Below are 14963 nucleotides of genomic sequence, written 5' to 3'. Positions count from 1 at the left end.
GTCGACGCGCACACGGCGAGGGCCGGCCCATCGCCTGGGCCGGCCCTCGCTCGGTGCCTCGGAAGTGCTGTGAGGTCAGTGCTTGTTCAGTGCTTCGCGGAGTTCGGCGAGCATCTCCCGGTACTCGGCGGAGCTCTCGATGTCAACGGTGTCGCGGGGCCGGTCGAGTTCGACCTTCGTGTCGATCACCACCTGGCCTTCGCGCATCGCGACGACGCGGTCGGCGATCAGCAGCGCCTCGCCCAGATCGTGGGTGACGAACACGACGGTCTGCCGTTCCTGACTCCACACGTTGAGGAATTCGTCGCGCACGACGTCGCGAGTCTGCGCGTCGAGGGCGGAGAACGGCTCGTCCATCAGGATCAGGGCGGGCTTCATCACCCACGTCCGGGCCAGGGCGACCCGCTGGCGCATGCCCTGGGACAGCTGCCAGGGGTAGCGGTCGGCCGCCGACTCGAGACCGACCCTGCGCAACATGTCCATCGCTCGTTCGCGCCGCTCGGCCTTGTCGACGTGGGCGATCTCCATGCCCAGCTCGACGTTGCGCAGCGCGGTCCGCCACGGGTAGAGCGCGTCGCGGGCGAACATGTAGCCCATCTGCGAGCGCGCCTGTGCCGGGCTGGTGCCGAGCACCGACACCGAACCGGTGGTCGGCTGGATCAGTCCACCCATCAGGTTCAGCGCGGTGGTCTTGCCGCAGCCGCTGTGTCCGACCAGCACCAGGAGCTCGCCACGCTTGCCGGTGAGCGACAGATCGCGCACACCCGAGTACGTGGTCGCCCCCGGCGGGGTGTAATCCAGTGTCGCGGAGCGGATCTCGAAGGCCGGATCCTCGATGGTGTCGGCGCCGGCGGCGCCCGTCGTCGTCACGGTCGAATGCATCATCATGAGTCCTGAGGGGGTTGCCAACGGAGAATTGCCTTCTCGATGCGGCCCGACGCCGCGTTGAACGCCGCCGCGATGATCGCCAGCACGATCAGCGCCGCATACACGGTGCCCAGGTCGAACGCGGCCGAGGACGCGGAGATCTGCTGGCCCAGGCCGGCGGTCGATGCGATCAGCTCCGCGCCGACCACGCCGAGCAGCGAGTAGATCAGACCCAGTCGCAGGCCCGCGAAGATCGAGGGAACCGCCACCGGCAGCAGCACCTTGTAGAAGCGCTGCCACTTGTTCGCGCCCATGACCACCGACAGCCGCAGCAACTCCGGGTCGGCGCTGGCGACACCCGCACGGGTGTTGATGGTGATGATGAACACCACCAGCGTGAAGGCCAGCACGATCTTCGACGTCGAGCCGATGCCGAAATAGATCACGAACACCGGTGCCAGCGCGATGCGGGGCATGGCGTTGATCGCGTCGAGGAACGGGGAGACCACCGCCTCCACGCTCGGCGACAGCGCCAGTCCGATGCCCAGAGCGATGCCGATCACCGCGCTGGCGACCAGCGCGATCAACGCCGCCGACACCGTCGACCACAGGTCCGGCCAGAAGGTGCCCTTGTCCTGCCAGGCCACGAACGCCTTCCACACCAGCTGCGGGTTCGAGACCACGAGCTTGTTGCTACCGGCGTAGTTGTAGGTCAACTGCCACAGTCCGAGCAGTGCCACCAACAGACCCAGCTGCACCGCCAGCAGCGACGCACCCGACAGCTTCGCCTTGGCACCGGTGGCGCCGACGACAACCTTGTTCTTCTTCTGTTTCTTCACCTTGCCGGCGGCACGCGTGCCGCCCACGGCCGCGTTCGGAGCGAGTGTCTCGGATCGGGCAACCTGAGCGGGCATGACACTCATCGGGGATCACCTCCTGCGCAAGGCTGGTACACGGTGTCGGCGAAGTTCGGTGCCTCGGGTGCAGGCGAACCGGCCAGCGGCGCCTGCGCCTTCCACGACTCCTCGGTGATGGTGAAGGGCATGTACACGCCCTTGATGGACTCCCAGAGCGCGGGCGCGGCCTCGGGTGTGACGCCGACCAGGCCACCGAGCCACTTGGCCATGGTCGCCGCGTTCTGCGGATCCTGCGAGAAGTCGTAGGCATCCCACATGGCCTTGCAGTAGTTGAGCACGTCGTCGGGGCGCTGCTCGATCGTGCTGCACGACGCGGACGGGTAGCCCTGCACGAGCGGCGAGAGCGCGTTGCCGTCCCGGCCGATGATGTCGGTCACGGGGACGACCTCCGACGGCGGCAGTTGCTCCTCCATCGTGGGGCCGTAGTACATGGCGTCCACCTGCTTGGCCTTGAACGCCTGGATCGCGGTGGCGGGCGCGCCGACGGCCACGAACGTGACGTCCTTTGCCGGGTCGAGGCCCGCCTCGTTCAGCAACTCCGTGATCCACAGCTCCATGCCGGACCCACGGGACGTGACACCGATGGTCTTGCCCTTCAGGCTCTGCATCGTGGTGTCAGGATCGGTGGGGTCGCCCTTGATCTCGGTGCCGGGCTGCGCGATGACCTCCAGCGTGTTGCCCAGGGTCGAGCCGAGCGCCTTCACACACGCGCCCTTGTCGATCGCCGGCCACAGCGTGCCGGGCACCATGGTGCCGACCGTGAGGTCGTTGGAGATGACGGCGGCGGACTGGGCAGTGGTCAGCGACGGCGGCATCAACTCGACGTCGACCCCCCGCTTGTCGAAGAAGCCCTCGTTCTCGGCGACGACCGCCATCAGGTCGCCGGGCACACCCTGGGTGATGCCGACCTTCATCACGGAGCCCTCTGCGGCCGAGGTGTCCCCACCGCATGCTGCCAACGTGACCGCGCCGACGGCGGTTGCGGCGATCGCAACCGTCTTGACCGCGCGCGTGCGGATTGTGGTCATGAAAAGTCCTCTGGTTGCTCAGGTTTGGTGGAAGCAGGCGGGTGTATGCCGCGTCCTGCGTCGACGACGGCCGGGCTTCCGCCGGCGGATCGTCAGGCGTGCTGGGTGAAGCCGACCTGGCCGGGGCGACGGTTCGGGGCGTAACCGAGCTGGGCGAGGGTCTCGTCGGCATCCTTGTAGGTGGTACCGATCTTGTAGATGTCGCGGGCCTCCTTCGCCGTGGCGACCTCACGGCCGAGCTCCTTCGCGACCCGCACCAGCTGACGAACCTGCTCGGCCGAGGTGATCTTCACCTCGCCACTCGGCGCCCACAGGTTGTCCTCGTTACCGCAACGCGGGTGCAGACCCATCGCGATCGCCATCGTGTTGACCGGCAACACGCTGCGCATCAGCGTCTCGAGGGTCAGGCAGGCACCGTCCGGAACCCGGTTGATGAACTGCATCATGTTGTACGGGTTCGGGCCGTCGAAGCCACCACCGATCGCCACCCACGTCAGGTTCAGCGGACCGGTATACACGCCCCGACGGATCAACCGCTCCACCGTCTCGAGCTGCGGAATGCTCGACAGCTGGAAGTGCGGCTGGATGCCGGCGGCCTGCAACCGGCGCAGGTGCTCCTCGACCCACTCCGGGCCGGCCGGCACCGTCATCTCACGGTAGGTGTGCGCCAGCTCGGCGTTCTCCAGCGACGTGCCCTTGATATCGCCCGGCGTCATCAGCTCCATGATGTTCATCTGGCTGGTGTTGATCGCGATCGTGACCTGGTCCGGCTTCGGATCCAGCTCGGCGAGCATGTGACGCACGTTGTCCGGCAACCACTTCGCGTCCGCGCCGTCACCTTCCGGCGCGAACGAAATCGATCCACCGACCTGCAGGATCATCTCCGGCACCGCCTCACGCAGCCGGCCGAGGAGCTCGTTGAACTTCGACAGCCGCTTGGAGCCCTTGCCGTCCTCCTCACGGACGTGGATGTGCAGCACCGTCGCGCCCGCCTCGAAGCAGTCCACCGCCTGCTGGACGTGCTCGTCCATCGTCAGCGGCAGATCCTCCGGGAAGTCCTCCACCGCCCACTCCGGACCGTACGGCGCGACGGTGATAACGAGCTTGTCCTGGTTCTCAGGGAAGAGTGCATCGTCGTGGAAATGCATTGCAGATCTCCGTTCATGGAAAGAGGCGCCAGTCAGGACACGGACTGGGCCACCGCGCGGTATGCCGTCGCGTCGATCGACAACGGGGACGGCACCACTCGCAGCTACCGGGTGACGCAGATCACGTTAGCGTGAGGCGCGAACTCAAACTTGACGGTTTGGGTCGCAATACTTGACTAATTGGGAGAGACTTTTCCTCGCAGTAGCCAGGGGATCGAGCCGTCGACGCCGACGACGATCAGGCGGACGTTCTCGCATCGGACGCGGGCTTCGGGGCCGAACGCCCAAGCGGAACATGCGCTTTCGACGGCGGCCTCCGCCCGCTCCGCACCGCCGTGGTATCGGATGCGAACCGTTTCGTCCAGGCTCGTGGACTTACACCGAATCGCTGCCGGAACCACCTCGAGAAGGCGCTCAGCTCCGAGAACCCCAACTCCGCGGCGAGTTCGGTGAACGAGCAGTCCCCCCGCTCGATCGCGAGTTGGGCGTGCTCCCTTCGCACGGCGTCGAGGATCGAGGAATACGATTCGCCCGACATCGCCAGATGCCGATGCAGCGTGCGCCGGTCCATGCCCAAGCTGCGAGCGATCCGCGCGGCCGAGCAGCTCTCGGTGGGCAGGAGCGTGGCAATCAGGTCGCGAACCTGGAACGACATCGACGTGCCGGTGGCCGGCGCCAACAGCTCGAGGTACTCCTGAACGAACGGGCGCAACAACGGATTGGACAGCGGGTTCGGCGTGTCGAGGTCGCTGGACGGAACGATGATCCCGTCGATCTCGCGGCCGAATGCCACTGTCGTATCGAAGACCTGGTGGTGCCTCTCGACGTTCGGAGGCGCCTCGTGCGCGAAATAGGTGGCCACCGGCCGCCAGCCCTCGGGCAGGAGGTCCGCGAGGATCCGAAAGACGGACGCGACCACCAGCTCGATGGACTGGCGGCCCAGGGTGATGCCGGGGGCGGACTGCACATGAAAGGTGGCCAGGCCCCTGGTCTCGGCCAGGCTCAGGCTGATGGCCTCGTTGTGCAGGTTCAGATGCCGTAGGACGATGCCCAACGCGCTGCGGACGTCGGGCTCCTCCCGGGCGACGAGCCCTACCGGTCCGAGGGTGGACAGTCCGCGGTCGACCGACATCCTGATGCCGAAATCCGCGCAGCCCGACTGAGCCGCGGAGATCTCCAGGAGGCGATCCACCGAGTGCGCCGAGATCCACCCGGTGGTGGCGGCGAAGGCGCCCGGGTCGATCCCGACGACCCGCATCAGCGGATGCGGGTTCAAGCCCACCGACTCCGCCACCTCGACATAGCCGTTCAGAACAGCACTCCGGAGCATCAGCATCCGAGAAAGCTAGCCCCAATCGTCAAGTTTCGCGACCCGGACCGTCAAGTTTTGGCCCGAGCCGCACGCTACCGTGACCTACGTCACTCGACAGCCGTCTGAGGCCGCGAACCTGCCACGGCACCAGCCCATCTGATCCACTTCGCCGATTCCGGCACACAGCAGACCCGGCCGACTCCGGCCGACAGGAGGACACCATGACTCGCACGGACAGCGCGTACCCGGTTGTCGAACGCATGAGGGCCGAGGGCGGCTGGAACGAGGGCTTGGACGGGCTGTACGGACCCGAGTGGACCTCCCCATCCTGATGGAGGAGATGACCGCGCGCCGGACGCGACAGTCCGAAGACTGATCCAGGCCGACGGCGAACAACCGCCCTGCGCGAGCACGCGCATCACTACGCACATCCGACGATTCCCACCCGGTGGGCCGTACACAGATATGAGGAAGTAATGAATCGTCAACGTATTTGGACGCGCAACGCGCTCGCCCTCCTCGCCGCAGCGGGCACCGCACTCTCGCTCGCAGCCTGCAGCAGTAGCAATGCAGCCAGCTCCGGGGCCGACGGCGAGGGCGCCGTGCTGAAGGTCGGGTTGTCGCGCGGTGTGCCCGCCGACCTGATGACCTACGTCGCCGAGAACGAGGGATTCTTCGACAAGCGCGGGGTCAACGTCGAACTGGTCACCATGGACAACGCCAACAGCCTCGCGACCGCGCTGATCTCCAACGACATCGCGGTAGACACCATGGTGCCCGCGCTGATGTGGCCGGCGATCGACAAAGGCGCCTGTGTCAAGGCCATGGGCGGCACCGTCGGCAACACGCTGGAGGTCGTCGCGCAGCCAGGTACGGAGATCACGGGTGACCCCGCCGATCCCAACACCACCATGCACAGCCTGAAGGGCAAGACCATCGGGGTGATCGCCCGCGGATCCGGCACCGAGCTGTGGATCTCGGCGCTGCTCAGCGCAGCGGGTATGGACCCGGCGAAGGACGTCACGTTCGTGGCCGTGGGTGCCCCCGCGACTGCGATCCAGGCGTTCAAGGCCAAGCAGGTCGACGCGCTCTACTACGGCCCCACGATGGAGCAGCAGCTTCCCCCGTCGGAGGTCGTCCGCGTGACCGACATCGTCGGCCGGGACGGCAACGCCCTCTCGCCGCTGGTCCAGGCGTACTACACGACCTCGTGCGACGCGGTCGAACAACGGCCCAACGACATCATGAGCTACTGCCGCGCCATCTGGGATGCCTACGACTTCTCGCGAGACCCGCGGAACGACGAGGCGATGGGCAAGTGGCTCGCCGAGCTGATCGGGGACACCCCCGCCGGAGGCGCGAAGTCCTGGGCCACGTTGAAGAACGCCTTCCTCGAGCCGACGATTCAGGCCGACGCGTGGGCAGCGCAGGCACCCCTGGTCGCGTCACCTGCACCGTCGGTGCCGAACTTCGCCGACTCGACCTATGCGCCGTGCGCGGGCGGCGATCCCCGATAGGTAAGACGTCCGCTCGTGTCGGCGACGACTCGCCGACACGAGCGGCGGACGCCGGTTAGCGTGGACGGGTGAACCGCACGATCACCGGAGCCGTCACCAAGGACACCCGACTGTGCATGTCGCTGTCGGGCCGGCCCAGCAACATCGGTACCCGCTTCCACAACTACCTGTACGACGAACTCGGCCTCGACTTCGTCTACAAGGCGTTCACCACCACCGATCTGCCGGCGGCGATCGCCGGCATCCGGGCCCTCGGCATCCGCGGGTGCGGGGTGTCGATGCCGTTCAAGGAGGCGTGCATCGAGCACGTCGACGTGGTGCATCCGTCGGCGTCGGCGATCGACTCGGTGAACACGATCGTCAACGAGGACGGTGAACTGCACGCGTACAACACCGACTACCAGGCGGTCGCCGATCTCCTGCACCGCGCGCAGCTGAGCCCCGACCTCACCGTCGCGGTGGCGGGCAGCGGCGGCATGGCGAAGGCTGTGGTCGCTGCGCTGCGGGACAGCGGTTTCCGCACCGTCACCGTCGTCGCGCGCAACCACGAGGTGGGCCCGGAGCTGGCCCAGACCTACGGCTTCGAGTGGCAGCCCGACCTCGGCGACGCGCACCCCCAGCTCCTCGTCAACGCCACCCCGATCGGCATGGCGGGCGGCCCCGACATCGACACGGCCGCCGCGTTGCCGTTCCCCGAGGACGCTGTCCACGCGGCCGAGGCGGTGTTCGACGTGGTCGCGGTGCCGCCCGACACCCCACTGATCCGCGCCGCGACCGCTCACGGCAAGACCGTCATCACCGGCGCCGAGGTGATCGCGTTGCAGGCCGCCGAACAGTTCACGCTGTACACGGGTGTGCGGCCGAGCGACGACCAGATCCGGCGGGCGTCGGAGTTCTCGAGGTCCTAGGAACCCCGATGCCGCACCTGCCACCCTCCGACTCGGGCGAGACGCCGAACGCGCGGCTCGCCCGGAACTTCAGCGAACTACTGCAGGAACTCCGTGTGCAGCAGGCCGGTGTGCAGATCCTGTTCGCGTTCCTGCTCGCGGTCGTCTTCACCGAGGCCTACGAGGAACAGTCCACCTACGTGCGCACCCTGCACCTGATCACCGTTCTGTGCGCGGCGGCGTCGTCGGCGCTGCTGATCGCCCCCGCCGTGTGGCACCGGGTCCTGTTCCGGCACCGCCGTCGCGAGGACATCCTCCGCCAGGCCAACCGGTGCGCGCTTGCGGGCTCGGGGTTCCTCGCCGCCACGATGGTCGGGACGGTGCTGATCGTCGCGGAAATCGCCGTCGGCGGGTGGGGCGCGAAGCTGATCGGCGCGCTGACCGCGCTGGTCTTCGTCGCGCTGTGGTTCGTCGTCCCGTCGCTGCTGCGGCGCGACGACGAACTGCGCTAGCCGCGCGCGAGGGATTATCGTCTGATCCCATGGCAGCCCCCGACGAGCCCGACCCGCGCGCCGAGGCGTATCCCGCACTGTGGCCGGTGCCGACCCGCTGGGCCGACAACGACCACTACGGGCACGTCAACAACGTCACCTACTACTCGTACTTCGACACCGCGGTCAACGGATGGCTCATGGCCAGCACCGGACTCGACATCCGCGAGCTGCCCGCGATCGGGATAGTCGCCGAGACATCGTGCCGGTTCGTGCGCGAACTGTCGTTCCCCGACCAGTTGCACGTCGGCCTGTCCGTCGAACGCCTCGGAACCAGCAGCATCGTGTACGCGCTGGCGATCTTCCGGGAGGACCCCGACGGCATCCTGGAACTGGCCGCCACAGGACGGTTCGTCCATGTGTACGTCGACCCCGACACCCGTCGGCCGGTCCCGATTCCGCCCGAGATCCGCAGCGCCGCAAGCCTGCTCACCGTCTCGTACGACTAGTCGGCGAGCCGGTCCAAGGCGGCCGACAGCCGGCGAATCGCGGCGAGGGTGTCCGCCAACTCGTCGTGGCCGACGGCCCGCGCCAGGCGGCCGGCGAACTCCGCATGAGCAGGGTTGATTCGGGAGTTCGCCTGGCGCCCCTCCTCGGTCGGTGCGACGAGCTTGGCGCGACGGTGGGCCGGGTTCGGCCGGTACTCGGCCAGTCCGCGTGCGACCAGCAGATCCGCGATCCGTTGCACGCTCTGCCGGGTGATCCCCATCTCGCGCGCGATATCGGAGACCGACAGCGGCTCCGGCAAGACGGCGCCGAGCACCTGCCACCACGCCGCGGTCAGCCCGACCGGGCGCGCCAGGCCCTCCGCGACGTCGAGGAACTGGCCGTTGAGCCGGAAAGTCCCGAGCGCGAGACCGCTGAGCAGGTCCTGTTCCGCACGCGTGCTCATCCGGCCATCAGTTCGTAGAAGCCCGCAGGGTCGCGCTGGCCGTAGAGCTTGAACCATGAGGCCAGGACGTTCGGTTCGAACACGTCGAGCCGCTCGAGGACCTCGCGGGCGAAGTGCACCGGAGCGTTCGCCGCGGCGGTGACGAGATCGCGATCGGTGACTGCCGGCTCGTCTCGGTACAGGTGCCCGCCCGCATAGCCGACGGAGTTCAGGAACTCGGCCGCGTTGCTCGTGTGCGCGCGGTCGTCGAGCAGCCCGGCCATCGCCAGCCCACCGGTGGCACCGCAGATCGCCGCGACCGGAACCCCGGCGTCGAGGAACTCGCGAGCCTTGGCAGCGAAGGGGGTGAACTGGTCGGTGTTCCAGATGTCGTTGCCGGCCAGGATGAACATCGCGCTCCCCTGCGGTCCGATCTCGTCGAGCGTGGTGTCGGGGACGACCCGTAGACCGCCCATGGTCACGACGGGTTCGCGGGTGGCGCCGACCGTGGAGACAGTGAAGCGGCCCGGCTGCTTCTGCCACGTCGGCTTGTTGATGTGGTCGATCGCGAGGCCGATCTCCCAGTCGACGAAGGTGTCGTACACGGCGACGTACACAGTTTCAGTCATGACAGCAATCTGTCATGTTGACAGCACCATGTCAATGTGCGGCGCGTAGACACGGCGGGTGCGATCAGCTCAGGCCGACCTCGTCGGCCGTCGCGACCGCCCGACGCACGATGCCGTCGACGACCTCAGCCGTCGGGCCACCACCCTCGGCCCGGTTACGCGGATCGTCCATGGTGCGGCGCAGGACCCCCTCGACGATGATCGCGAGCTTCCACAGCGCCAGGACGTGCCAGAAGCCGACGGCGGACACGTCCCGCTTGGTCTCGTGGACGTACACCTCCACCAGTTCGTCCCGGGTCGGGAAGCCCTCGAGCGTCGACGCCATGAGCAGCCCGGACATTCCGTCGCTGCGTTGCGGCCAGTACGCGAGCAACCCGCCGAGGTCGGCGAGCGGATCGCCAAGCGTGCACAACTCCCAGTCCAGTACCGCGACGACCCGGCCGTCGTCGGGTGAGGTGATGACGTTGCTGAGATGGAAATCGCCGTGCACCAGCGTGGTTTCCGTCTGCTCCGGGATGTTCCGCCACAGGCGCTCGGTGAGCGATTCGATGCCGGGCACGTCGCGCGTCTTGGACTGCTCCCACTGCGCGGACCACCGCTTGAGTTGCCGGGGCGCGTAGGGCTTGGTGCTGGCCAGATCGAGCAGGCCGGCCATTTCGAGGTCCACGCGATGGATACTCGCCAGCGCCTTGGGCAGCGACAGCCCGATCGCGCGGCGGCGCTCGGGGGTGAGCCGCGCGGCCGCCTGCTCACCGTCGGCGACGACGTCGTCGATGATGACGCCGTCGACGTAGCTCATGAGGACCAGCGGCGCGTCGGTGATCGCCGGATCCTTTGTGAGACCGAGCATTTTCGGAACCGGCACACCAGTTCCCTGCAGAGCGGACAGGATTCGGTGCTCCCGTTCCACGTCGTGCGCGGAGGCGAGCAGCCGACCCAGGGGCGGGCGGCGCAGCACCCACCGGCCACCCCCCGAATCACGCACCGCATAAGTCAGATTCGACTGGCCGCTGCCGATCCGCTCGAACGACAGTGGCGCCAGCGCACCCACGCCGAGTCCGGTGATCCACGTCGAGACGGCGTCCTCGTTCAGGCCCACAACGCCCATTGCGCATCACTCCCCTGCCGTGCCTCGTGCGTACTTCCGGATGGTGAAAAACGACTGCTCTGCGTGTTTCGATCCGGCGCCCCCGCGACGCCCGTCCGCAGATGCTAGCCCCCCACAGGCCGTCACGCGGGTATTACGGAATGCTCACCGTTCATTGCCGGGCCGTGCGGTCGAGCAGCGGCGCGGTTCGCGGACCGACCAGTTCGCGCATCACCAGCGCCATGTTGGTGCGCTCCACGCCGGGGATCTTGAGGATCTGCCCAGCCAGCCGGTACAGGTCGTCCGCGTCGGTCGCCACGACCTTCACCGACAGGTCGGTCAGCCCGGTCATGCCGTAGACCTCGACGACCTCGGGGATGTCGGCCAGCGCGTCGACGACGTCGTCGAGTCGATGCTGGTCCACCTGGGTGGCGACGAACGCGGCGAGGGGGTAGCCGAGGGCCCGCGGGTCGACGCGACGGTCGAACCCACCGAGGGCACCGGACGCCTCCCAGCGGGACAGGCGAGCCTGGACCGTGTTGCGCGACAGGCCGAGTCGCTGGGCCAGCTCCACACCGGTCGCCCTCGGGTTCCGGGACAGCTCGAGCAGGAGACGGGCATCGGTGGCATCGAGAGTGGTCATAATCCGCAGTATGCCCGTCGGAGTACCCCCGAACCTGTGCACAATGCTGAATCGTGACGATGCCACTTGCGCAGATCGCGGAACGGCGGATGCTGTGAGGTAGAGCACAAACGATCCGGCGATCGCTCACGAGGCGCCGTCGGATCCAGAGCCAGCGAGGTGACCCCGATGGCCGACAGGATCGACTTTCCGGTGCAGCTCGTCCAACCCGACGGACGGCGCGTGCACCGACCCGACTACGCCGCGCTCGTGTCCGACGTGGGCCCCGACGAACTCCGGGATCTGTACGAGGACATGGTGGTTTCCCGGCGCATCGACACCGAGGCCACGCACCTGCAGCGGCAGGGGCAGCTGGGCATCTGGGCGCCGCTGCTCGGGCAGGAGGCCGCGCAGGTGGGCTCGGTGCATGCCCTGAATCCCGACGACTACATCTTCACCAGCTACCGCGAGCACGCCGTCGCCTATTGTCGCGGCGTCGACCCGGCCGTGATGACGCGGATGTGGCGGGGCTGCGCGTACTCGGGCTGGGATCCGGCGACGGTCAACATGACCAATCCCGCGATCGTCGTGGGATCGCAGGGGCTGCACGCGACCGGGTACGCGCTGGGCGCGCACCTCGACGGCGCCGAGATCGCCACCGTCGTCTACTTCGGTGACGGCGCGACCAGCCAGGGCGACATCGCCGAGGCACTCGGCTTTGCGACGAGCTTCAATGCGCCCGTCGTCTTCTTCTGTCAGAACAACCAGTGGGCCATCAGCGAACCGGTCCAACTGCAGAGCCCCCACCCGATCGCGCTGCGCGCCGCCGGCTACGGCATGCCGGCCGTCCAGGTCGACGGCAACGACGTCCTCGCGGTCCTGGCGGTGACCCGGCAGGCCGCGCGCCGCGTCCGCGAGGGCGCCGGCCCGTCGTTCGTCGAGGCGATCACGTACCGGATGGGCCCGCACACCACCGCCGACGATCCCACCCGCTACCGAGCGGCGGCCGAGAACGAGGTGTGGAAGGCGCGCGACCCGATCGAGCGGATGCGCCGACTGCTCGACCGCGAGGGACTGGTCGACGACGCCTTCGACGCGCGCGTCACCGCCCGCGCCGACGAGGTCGCGTCCCGCCTGCGCGCCGGTGCCCTCCACGCGCCCGAGCCCGGCCCGGACGAGCTGTTCGAGCACGTCTACGCCACCGACCATCCCCTGATCGCAGAGGAACGCGCCGAGTATCGGGCGTACCTCGACAGCCTGACCGCAGGTGAGGAGGCCCTGTCATGAACGCCGTCATCAGCTCCGCGACCACGATGACGCTCGGTGGCGCGCTCAACGCCGGGCTGCGTCGGGCGCTCGAGGACGACCCCAAGGTGGTCCTGATGGGCGAGGACATCGGCAAGCTCGGTGGCGTCTTCCGCATCACCGACACGCTGCAGAAGGACTTCGGCCCGGCCCGGGTCCTCGACACGCCGCTCGCCGAATCCGGCATCGTGGGAACCGCTTTCGGGTTGGCGCTGCGCGGCTATCGGCCGGTGTGCGAGATCCAGTTCGACGGCTTCGTCTACCCGGCGTTCGACCAGATCGTGTCGCAGGTCGCCAAGATCCACTACCGGACCCGCGGCCACGTGACGGCGCCGTTGACGATTCGCATCCCCTACGGCGGCGGCATCGGCGCCGTCGAGCACCATTCGGAATCGCCGGAGGCGTACTTCGCGCACACCGCCGGCCTGCGCGTGGTCGCGCCCGGCAATCCCGCCGACGCGTTCGCGATGATCCGACAGGCGATCGCCCTCGACGATCCCGTGATCTTCCTCGAACCCAAGCGCCGCTACTGGGACCGCGGCGAGGTGGACGTGGACGCGCAACCCGACCTGCCGCTGGACTGGGCACGGATCGCCCGGGCGGGCACCGACGCCACCCTCGTCGCATACGGGTCGATGGTGCCGACCGCCCTGCAGGCCGCGGACATCGCCGCCGCCGAGGGCACGTCGCTCGAGGTGGTCGATCTGCGGTCGCTGTCCCCCATCGACTTCGACACCGTCGAGGAATCGGTACGGCGCACCGGACGGCTCGTCGTCGCGCACGAGGCCCCCGTGTTCGTCGGGCTCGGCGCGGAGATCGCCGCCCGCATCTCGCAGCGCTGCTTCTACCAACTCGAGGCGCCCGTCCAGCGGGTCGGCGGATTCGACATCCCGTACCCGCCGGCGAAGCTCGAGAAGCACCACGTCCCCGACGCCGACCGGATCCTCGCCGCTGTCGACGAGGTGCTGGCGTCGTGAGCGGGGTGGAGGAGTTCCGGCTCCCCGACCTCGGGGAGGGGCTGACCGAGGCCGAACTGGTGTCGTGGGCGGTGGCCGTCGGCGACACCGTCGAACTCAATCAGGTGATCGCGGAGGTCGAGACGGCCAAGGCGCTGGTGGAGTTGCCGTCGCCGTTCGCGGGCGTGGTCCGGGAGTTGCTGGCTCGGCCCGGCGACACGGTGCCCGTCGGCGCCGCCCTGATCCGGATCGAGTCCGCCCGGCCCGCCGGCGCCGCACCGCGGGGCGAGCCGAAGACCGACTCGGTGCTCGTCGGCTACGGGCCGTCGTCCCCCGCCCCCAGCCGGCGCCGGCGGCCCGCCGCGCAGCCGTCCCGGTCCGCGGGAGCGAGGCCGGACGCCGTGCCCGCCGCCCGGCGCACCGCCCGCGAACTCGGCGTCGACCTGACCACACTCACCGGCACGGGCCGCGACGGTGCGGTCACCGTCGACGACGTCGAGCAGGCTCGGCCGGCGGCCACACCCGCCGTCGCCTCCCCCGTCCCGGACGCGCGGGAGACCCGCACACCGATCCGTGGCGTCCGTCGACAGACCGCGGCGGCGATGGTGGCCAGCGCCTTCACGGCGCCGCACGTCACGGAATTCCTGACCGTCGACGTCACCGAGACCGTGCACCTGCTGGGGCACCTGCGCGCCTCGACGGCCTTCGAGGGGCTGCACCTGACGCCGCTGTCGCTGGTGGCGAAGGCGCTGCTGCTCACGCTGCCAGCCCATCCGGAACTGAACTCGTCGTGGTCGGAGGACCCGCAGGAGATCGTCACCAAGCACTACGTGAATCTCGGGATCGCGACCGCAACCGAGCGCGGCCTCGTCGTACCGAACGTCAAGGACGCCGGGACGCTGACGCTGCCCGACCTGTGCCGGGCGATCGCCAACCTCACCGACACCGCACGATCGGGTCGGGCAACCCCGCAGGACCTGACCGGCGGGACGATCACGATCACCAACGTCGGGGTCTACGGCGTCGACACCGGCACCCCGATCCTCAACCCGGGCGAGGCGGCGATCCTCGCGCTCGGCGCGATCAACCGGCGACCATGGGTCCGCGGCGACGAGATCGTGGCGCGGGACGTGACGACGCTGAGCCTGACCGTCGACCACCGCCTGGTCGACGGCGAGCAGGCGTCGACGTTCCTCGCCGATCTCGGGGCCGTGCTCACCGACCCCGTGCCCGCCCTGCTCGCGCTGCTCTGAACGCACCCGGCAT

At 68.6% G+C, this 14963-nt stretch carries 16 protein-coding genes; 7 read left to right on the top strand and 9 right to left on the bottom strand.

Going from position 1 to position 14963, the window contains the following annotated elements; all coding sequences use genetic code 11:
• Positions 1-75 precede the first annotated feature (75 nt).
• From ABTV10_RS08910 to ABTV10_RS08890, 5 genes are all read right to left on the bottom strand, one after another.
• On the bottom strand, positions 76-888 hold the full coding sequence (locus ABTV10_RS08910) for an ABC transporter ATP-binding protein (protein WP_499034084.1): 813 nt from the start codon (positions 886-888) through the stop codon (positions 76-78).
• Positions 885-1790 (bottom strand): ABC transporter permease, encoded by a 906-nt coding sequence (locus tag ABTV10_RS08905; protein ID WP_433611730.1) that lies wholly within the window; start codon positions 1788-1790, stop codon positions 885-887. The genes ABTV10_RS08910 and ABTV10_RS08905 overlap by 4 nt, the downstream gene beginning before the upstream one ends.
• Positions 1787-2812, bottom strand: coding sequence for an ABC transporter substrate-binding protein (locus tag ABTV10_RS08900; RefSeq protein ID WP_499034082.1), 1026 nt, complete (start codon positions 2810-2812; stop codon positions 1787-1789). The genes ABTV10_RS08905 and ABTV10_RS08900 overlap by 4 nt, the downstream gene beginning before the upstream one ends.
• 92 nt (positions 2813-2904) lie before the next feature.
• Entirely contained in the window at positions 2905-3960 is a 1056-nt protein-coding gene (locus ABTV10_RS08895; protein ID WP_433610569.1) for a beta-keto acid cleavage family enzyme, read from the bottom strand.
• 238 nt (positions 3961-4198) lie between these two features.
• Positions 4199-5296 carry an AraC family transcriptional regulator gene (locus tag ABTV10_RS08890; RefSeq protein WP_499034079.1) on the bottom strand — a complete coding sequence of 366 codons (1098 nt, stop codon included), beginning with the start codon at positions 5294-5296 and terminating at the stop codon, positions 4199-4201.
• Positions 5297-5748: 452 nt separating this feature from the next.
• On the opposite strand from ABTV10_RS08890, the gene ABTV10_RS08885 reads away from it, so the two are divergent.
• The 4 genes from ABTV10_RS08885 (at position 5749) to ABTV10_RS08870 (ending at position 8676) form a co-directional block, all read left to right on the top strand.
• Positions 5749-6789, top strand: a complete 1041-nt coding sequence (locus ABTV10_RS08885) for an ABC transporter substrate-binding protein (RefSeq protein WP_499034078.1) — start codon at positions 5749-5751, stop codon at positions 6787-6789.
• 68 nt (positions 6790-6857) lie between these two features.
• Positions 6858-7697 carry a shikimate 5-dehydrogenase gene (locus ABTV10_RS08880; protein WP_499034077.1) on the top strand — a complete coding sequence of 280 codons (840 nt, stop codon included), beginning with the start codon at positions 6858-6860 and terminating at the stop codon, positions 7695-7697.
• 8 nt (positions 7698-7705) lie between these two features.
• Positions 7706-8188, top strand: a complete 483-nt coding sequence (locus ABTV10_RS08875; RefSeq protein WP_433611722.1) for a DUF6328 family protein — start codon at positions 7706-7708, stop codon at positions 8186-8188.
• A 29-nt stretch (positions 8189-8217) separates the two neighbouring features.
• On the top strand, positions 8218-8676 hold the full coding sequence (locus tag ABTV10_RS08870; RefSeq protein WP_499034076.1) for an acyl-CoA thioesterase: 459 nt from the start codon (positions 8218-8220) through the stop codon (positions 8674-8676).
• On the opposite strand, the gene ABTV10_RS08865 is transcribed toward ABTV10_RS08870, so the two are convergent.
• The 4 genes from ABTV10_RS08865 to ABTV10_RS08850 all read right to left on the bottom strand — a co-directional run bounded on the left by ABTV10_RS08865 (position 8673) and on the right by ABTV10_RS08850 (position 11457).
• The gene (locus tag ABTV10_RS08865; protein WP_499034075.1) at positions 8673-9119 is read right to left on the bottom strand and encodes a MarR family winged helix-turn-helix transcriptional regulator; all 447 of its coding nucleotides are present in this window, start codon (positions 9117-9119) and stop codon (positions 8673-8675) included. The genes ABTV10_RS08870 and ABTV10_RS08865 overlap by 4 nt on opposite strands.
• On the bottom strand, positions 9116-9727 hold the full coding sequence (locus tag ABTV10_RS08860; protein ID WP_499034074.1) for a DJ-1/PfpI family protein: 612 nt from the start codon (positions 9725-9727) through the stop codon (positions 9116-9118). Before ABTV10_RS08860 ends, ABTV10_RS08865 begins: the two co-directional genes overlap by 4 nt.
• Before the next feature lie 64 nt (positions 9728-9791).
• Positions 9792-10835: a phosphotransferase family protein gene (locus ABTV10_RS08855; RefSeq protein ID WP_499034073.1), complete on the bottom strand. Its 1044-nt coding sequence runs from the start codon at positions 10833-10835 to the stop codon at positions 9792-9794.
• Between the two features lie 151 nt (positions 10836-10986).
• Positions 10987-11457, bottom strand: a complete 471-nt coding sequence (locus ABTV10_RS08850) for an Lrp/AsnC family transcriptional regulator (protein ID WP_499034070.1) — start codon at positions 11455-11457, stop codon at positions 10987-10989.
• Positions 11458-11625: 168 nt separating this feature from the next.
• On the opposite strand from ABTV10_RS08850, the gene pdhA reads away from it, so the two are divergent.
• Genes pdhA through ABTV10_RS08835 form a run of 3 tightly spaced genes read left to right on the top strand, consistent with a single transcriptional unit; the run spans position 11626 to position 14950 of the window.
• Positions 11626-12723, top strand: coding sequence for a pyruvate dehydrogenase (acetyl-transferring) E1 component subunit alpha (gene pdhA, locus ABTV10_RS08845; protein ID WP_499034068.1), 1098 nt, complete (start codon positions 11626-11628; stop codon positions 12721-12723).
• Entirely contained in the window at positions 12720-13718 is a 999-nt protein-coding gene (locus ABTV10_RS08840) for an alpha-ketoacid dehydrogenase subunit beta (protein ID WP_499034067.1), read from the top strand. The genes pdhA and ABTV10_RS08840 overlap by 4 nt, the downstream gene beginning before the upstream one ends.
• Positions 13715-14950 carry a dihydrolipoamide acetyltransferase family protein gene (locus ABTV10_RS08835; protein ID WP_499034066.1) on the top strand — a complete coding sequence of 412 codons (1236 nt, stop codon included), beginning with the start codon at positions 13715-13717 and terminating at the stop codon, positions 14948-14950. The genes ABTV10_RS08840 and ABTV10_RS08835 overlap by 4 nt, the downstream gene beginning before the upstream one ends.
• Positions 14951-14963 lie beyond the last annotated feature (13 nt).

It is taken from the genome of Paraburkholderia sp. RHO2 (genome assembly GCF_050955445.1).
Lineage (GTDB): Bacteria > Actinomycetota > Actinomycetes > Mycobacteriales > Mycobacteriaceae > Prescottella > Prescottella agglutinans_A.
The sequence above is the reverse complement of the archived record's forward strand: the minus strand, read 5'-3'. Positions and strand labels throughout refer to the sequence as shown.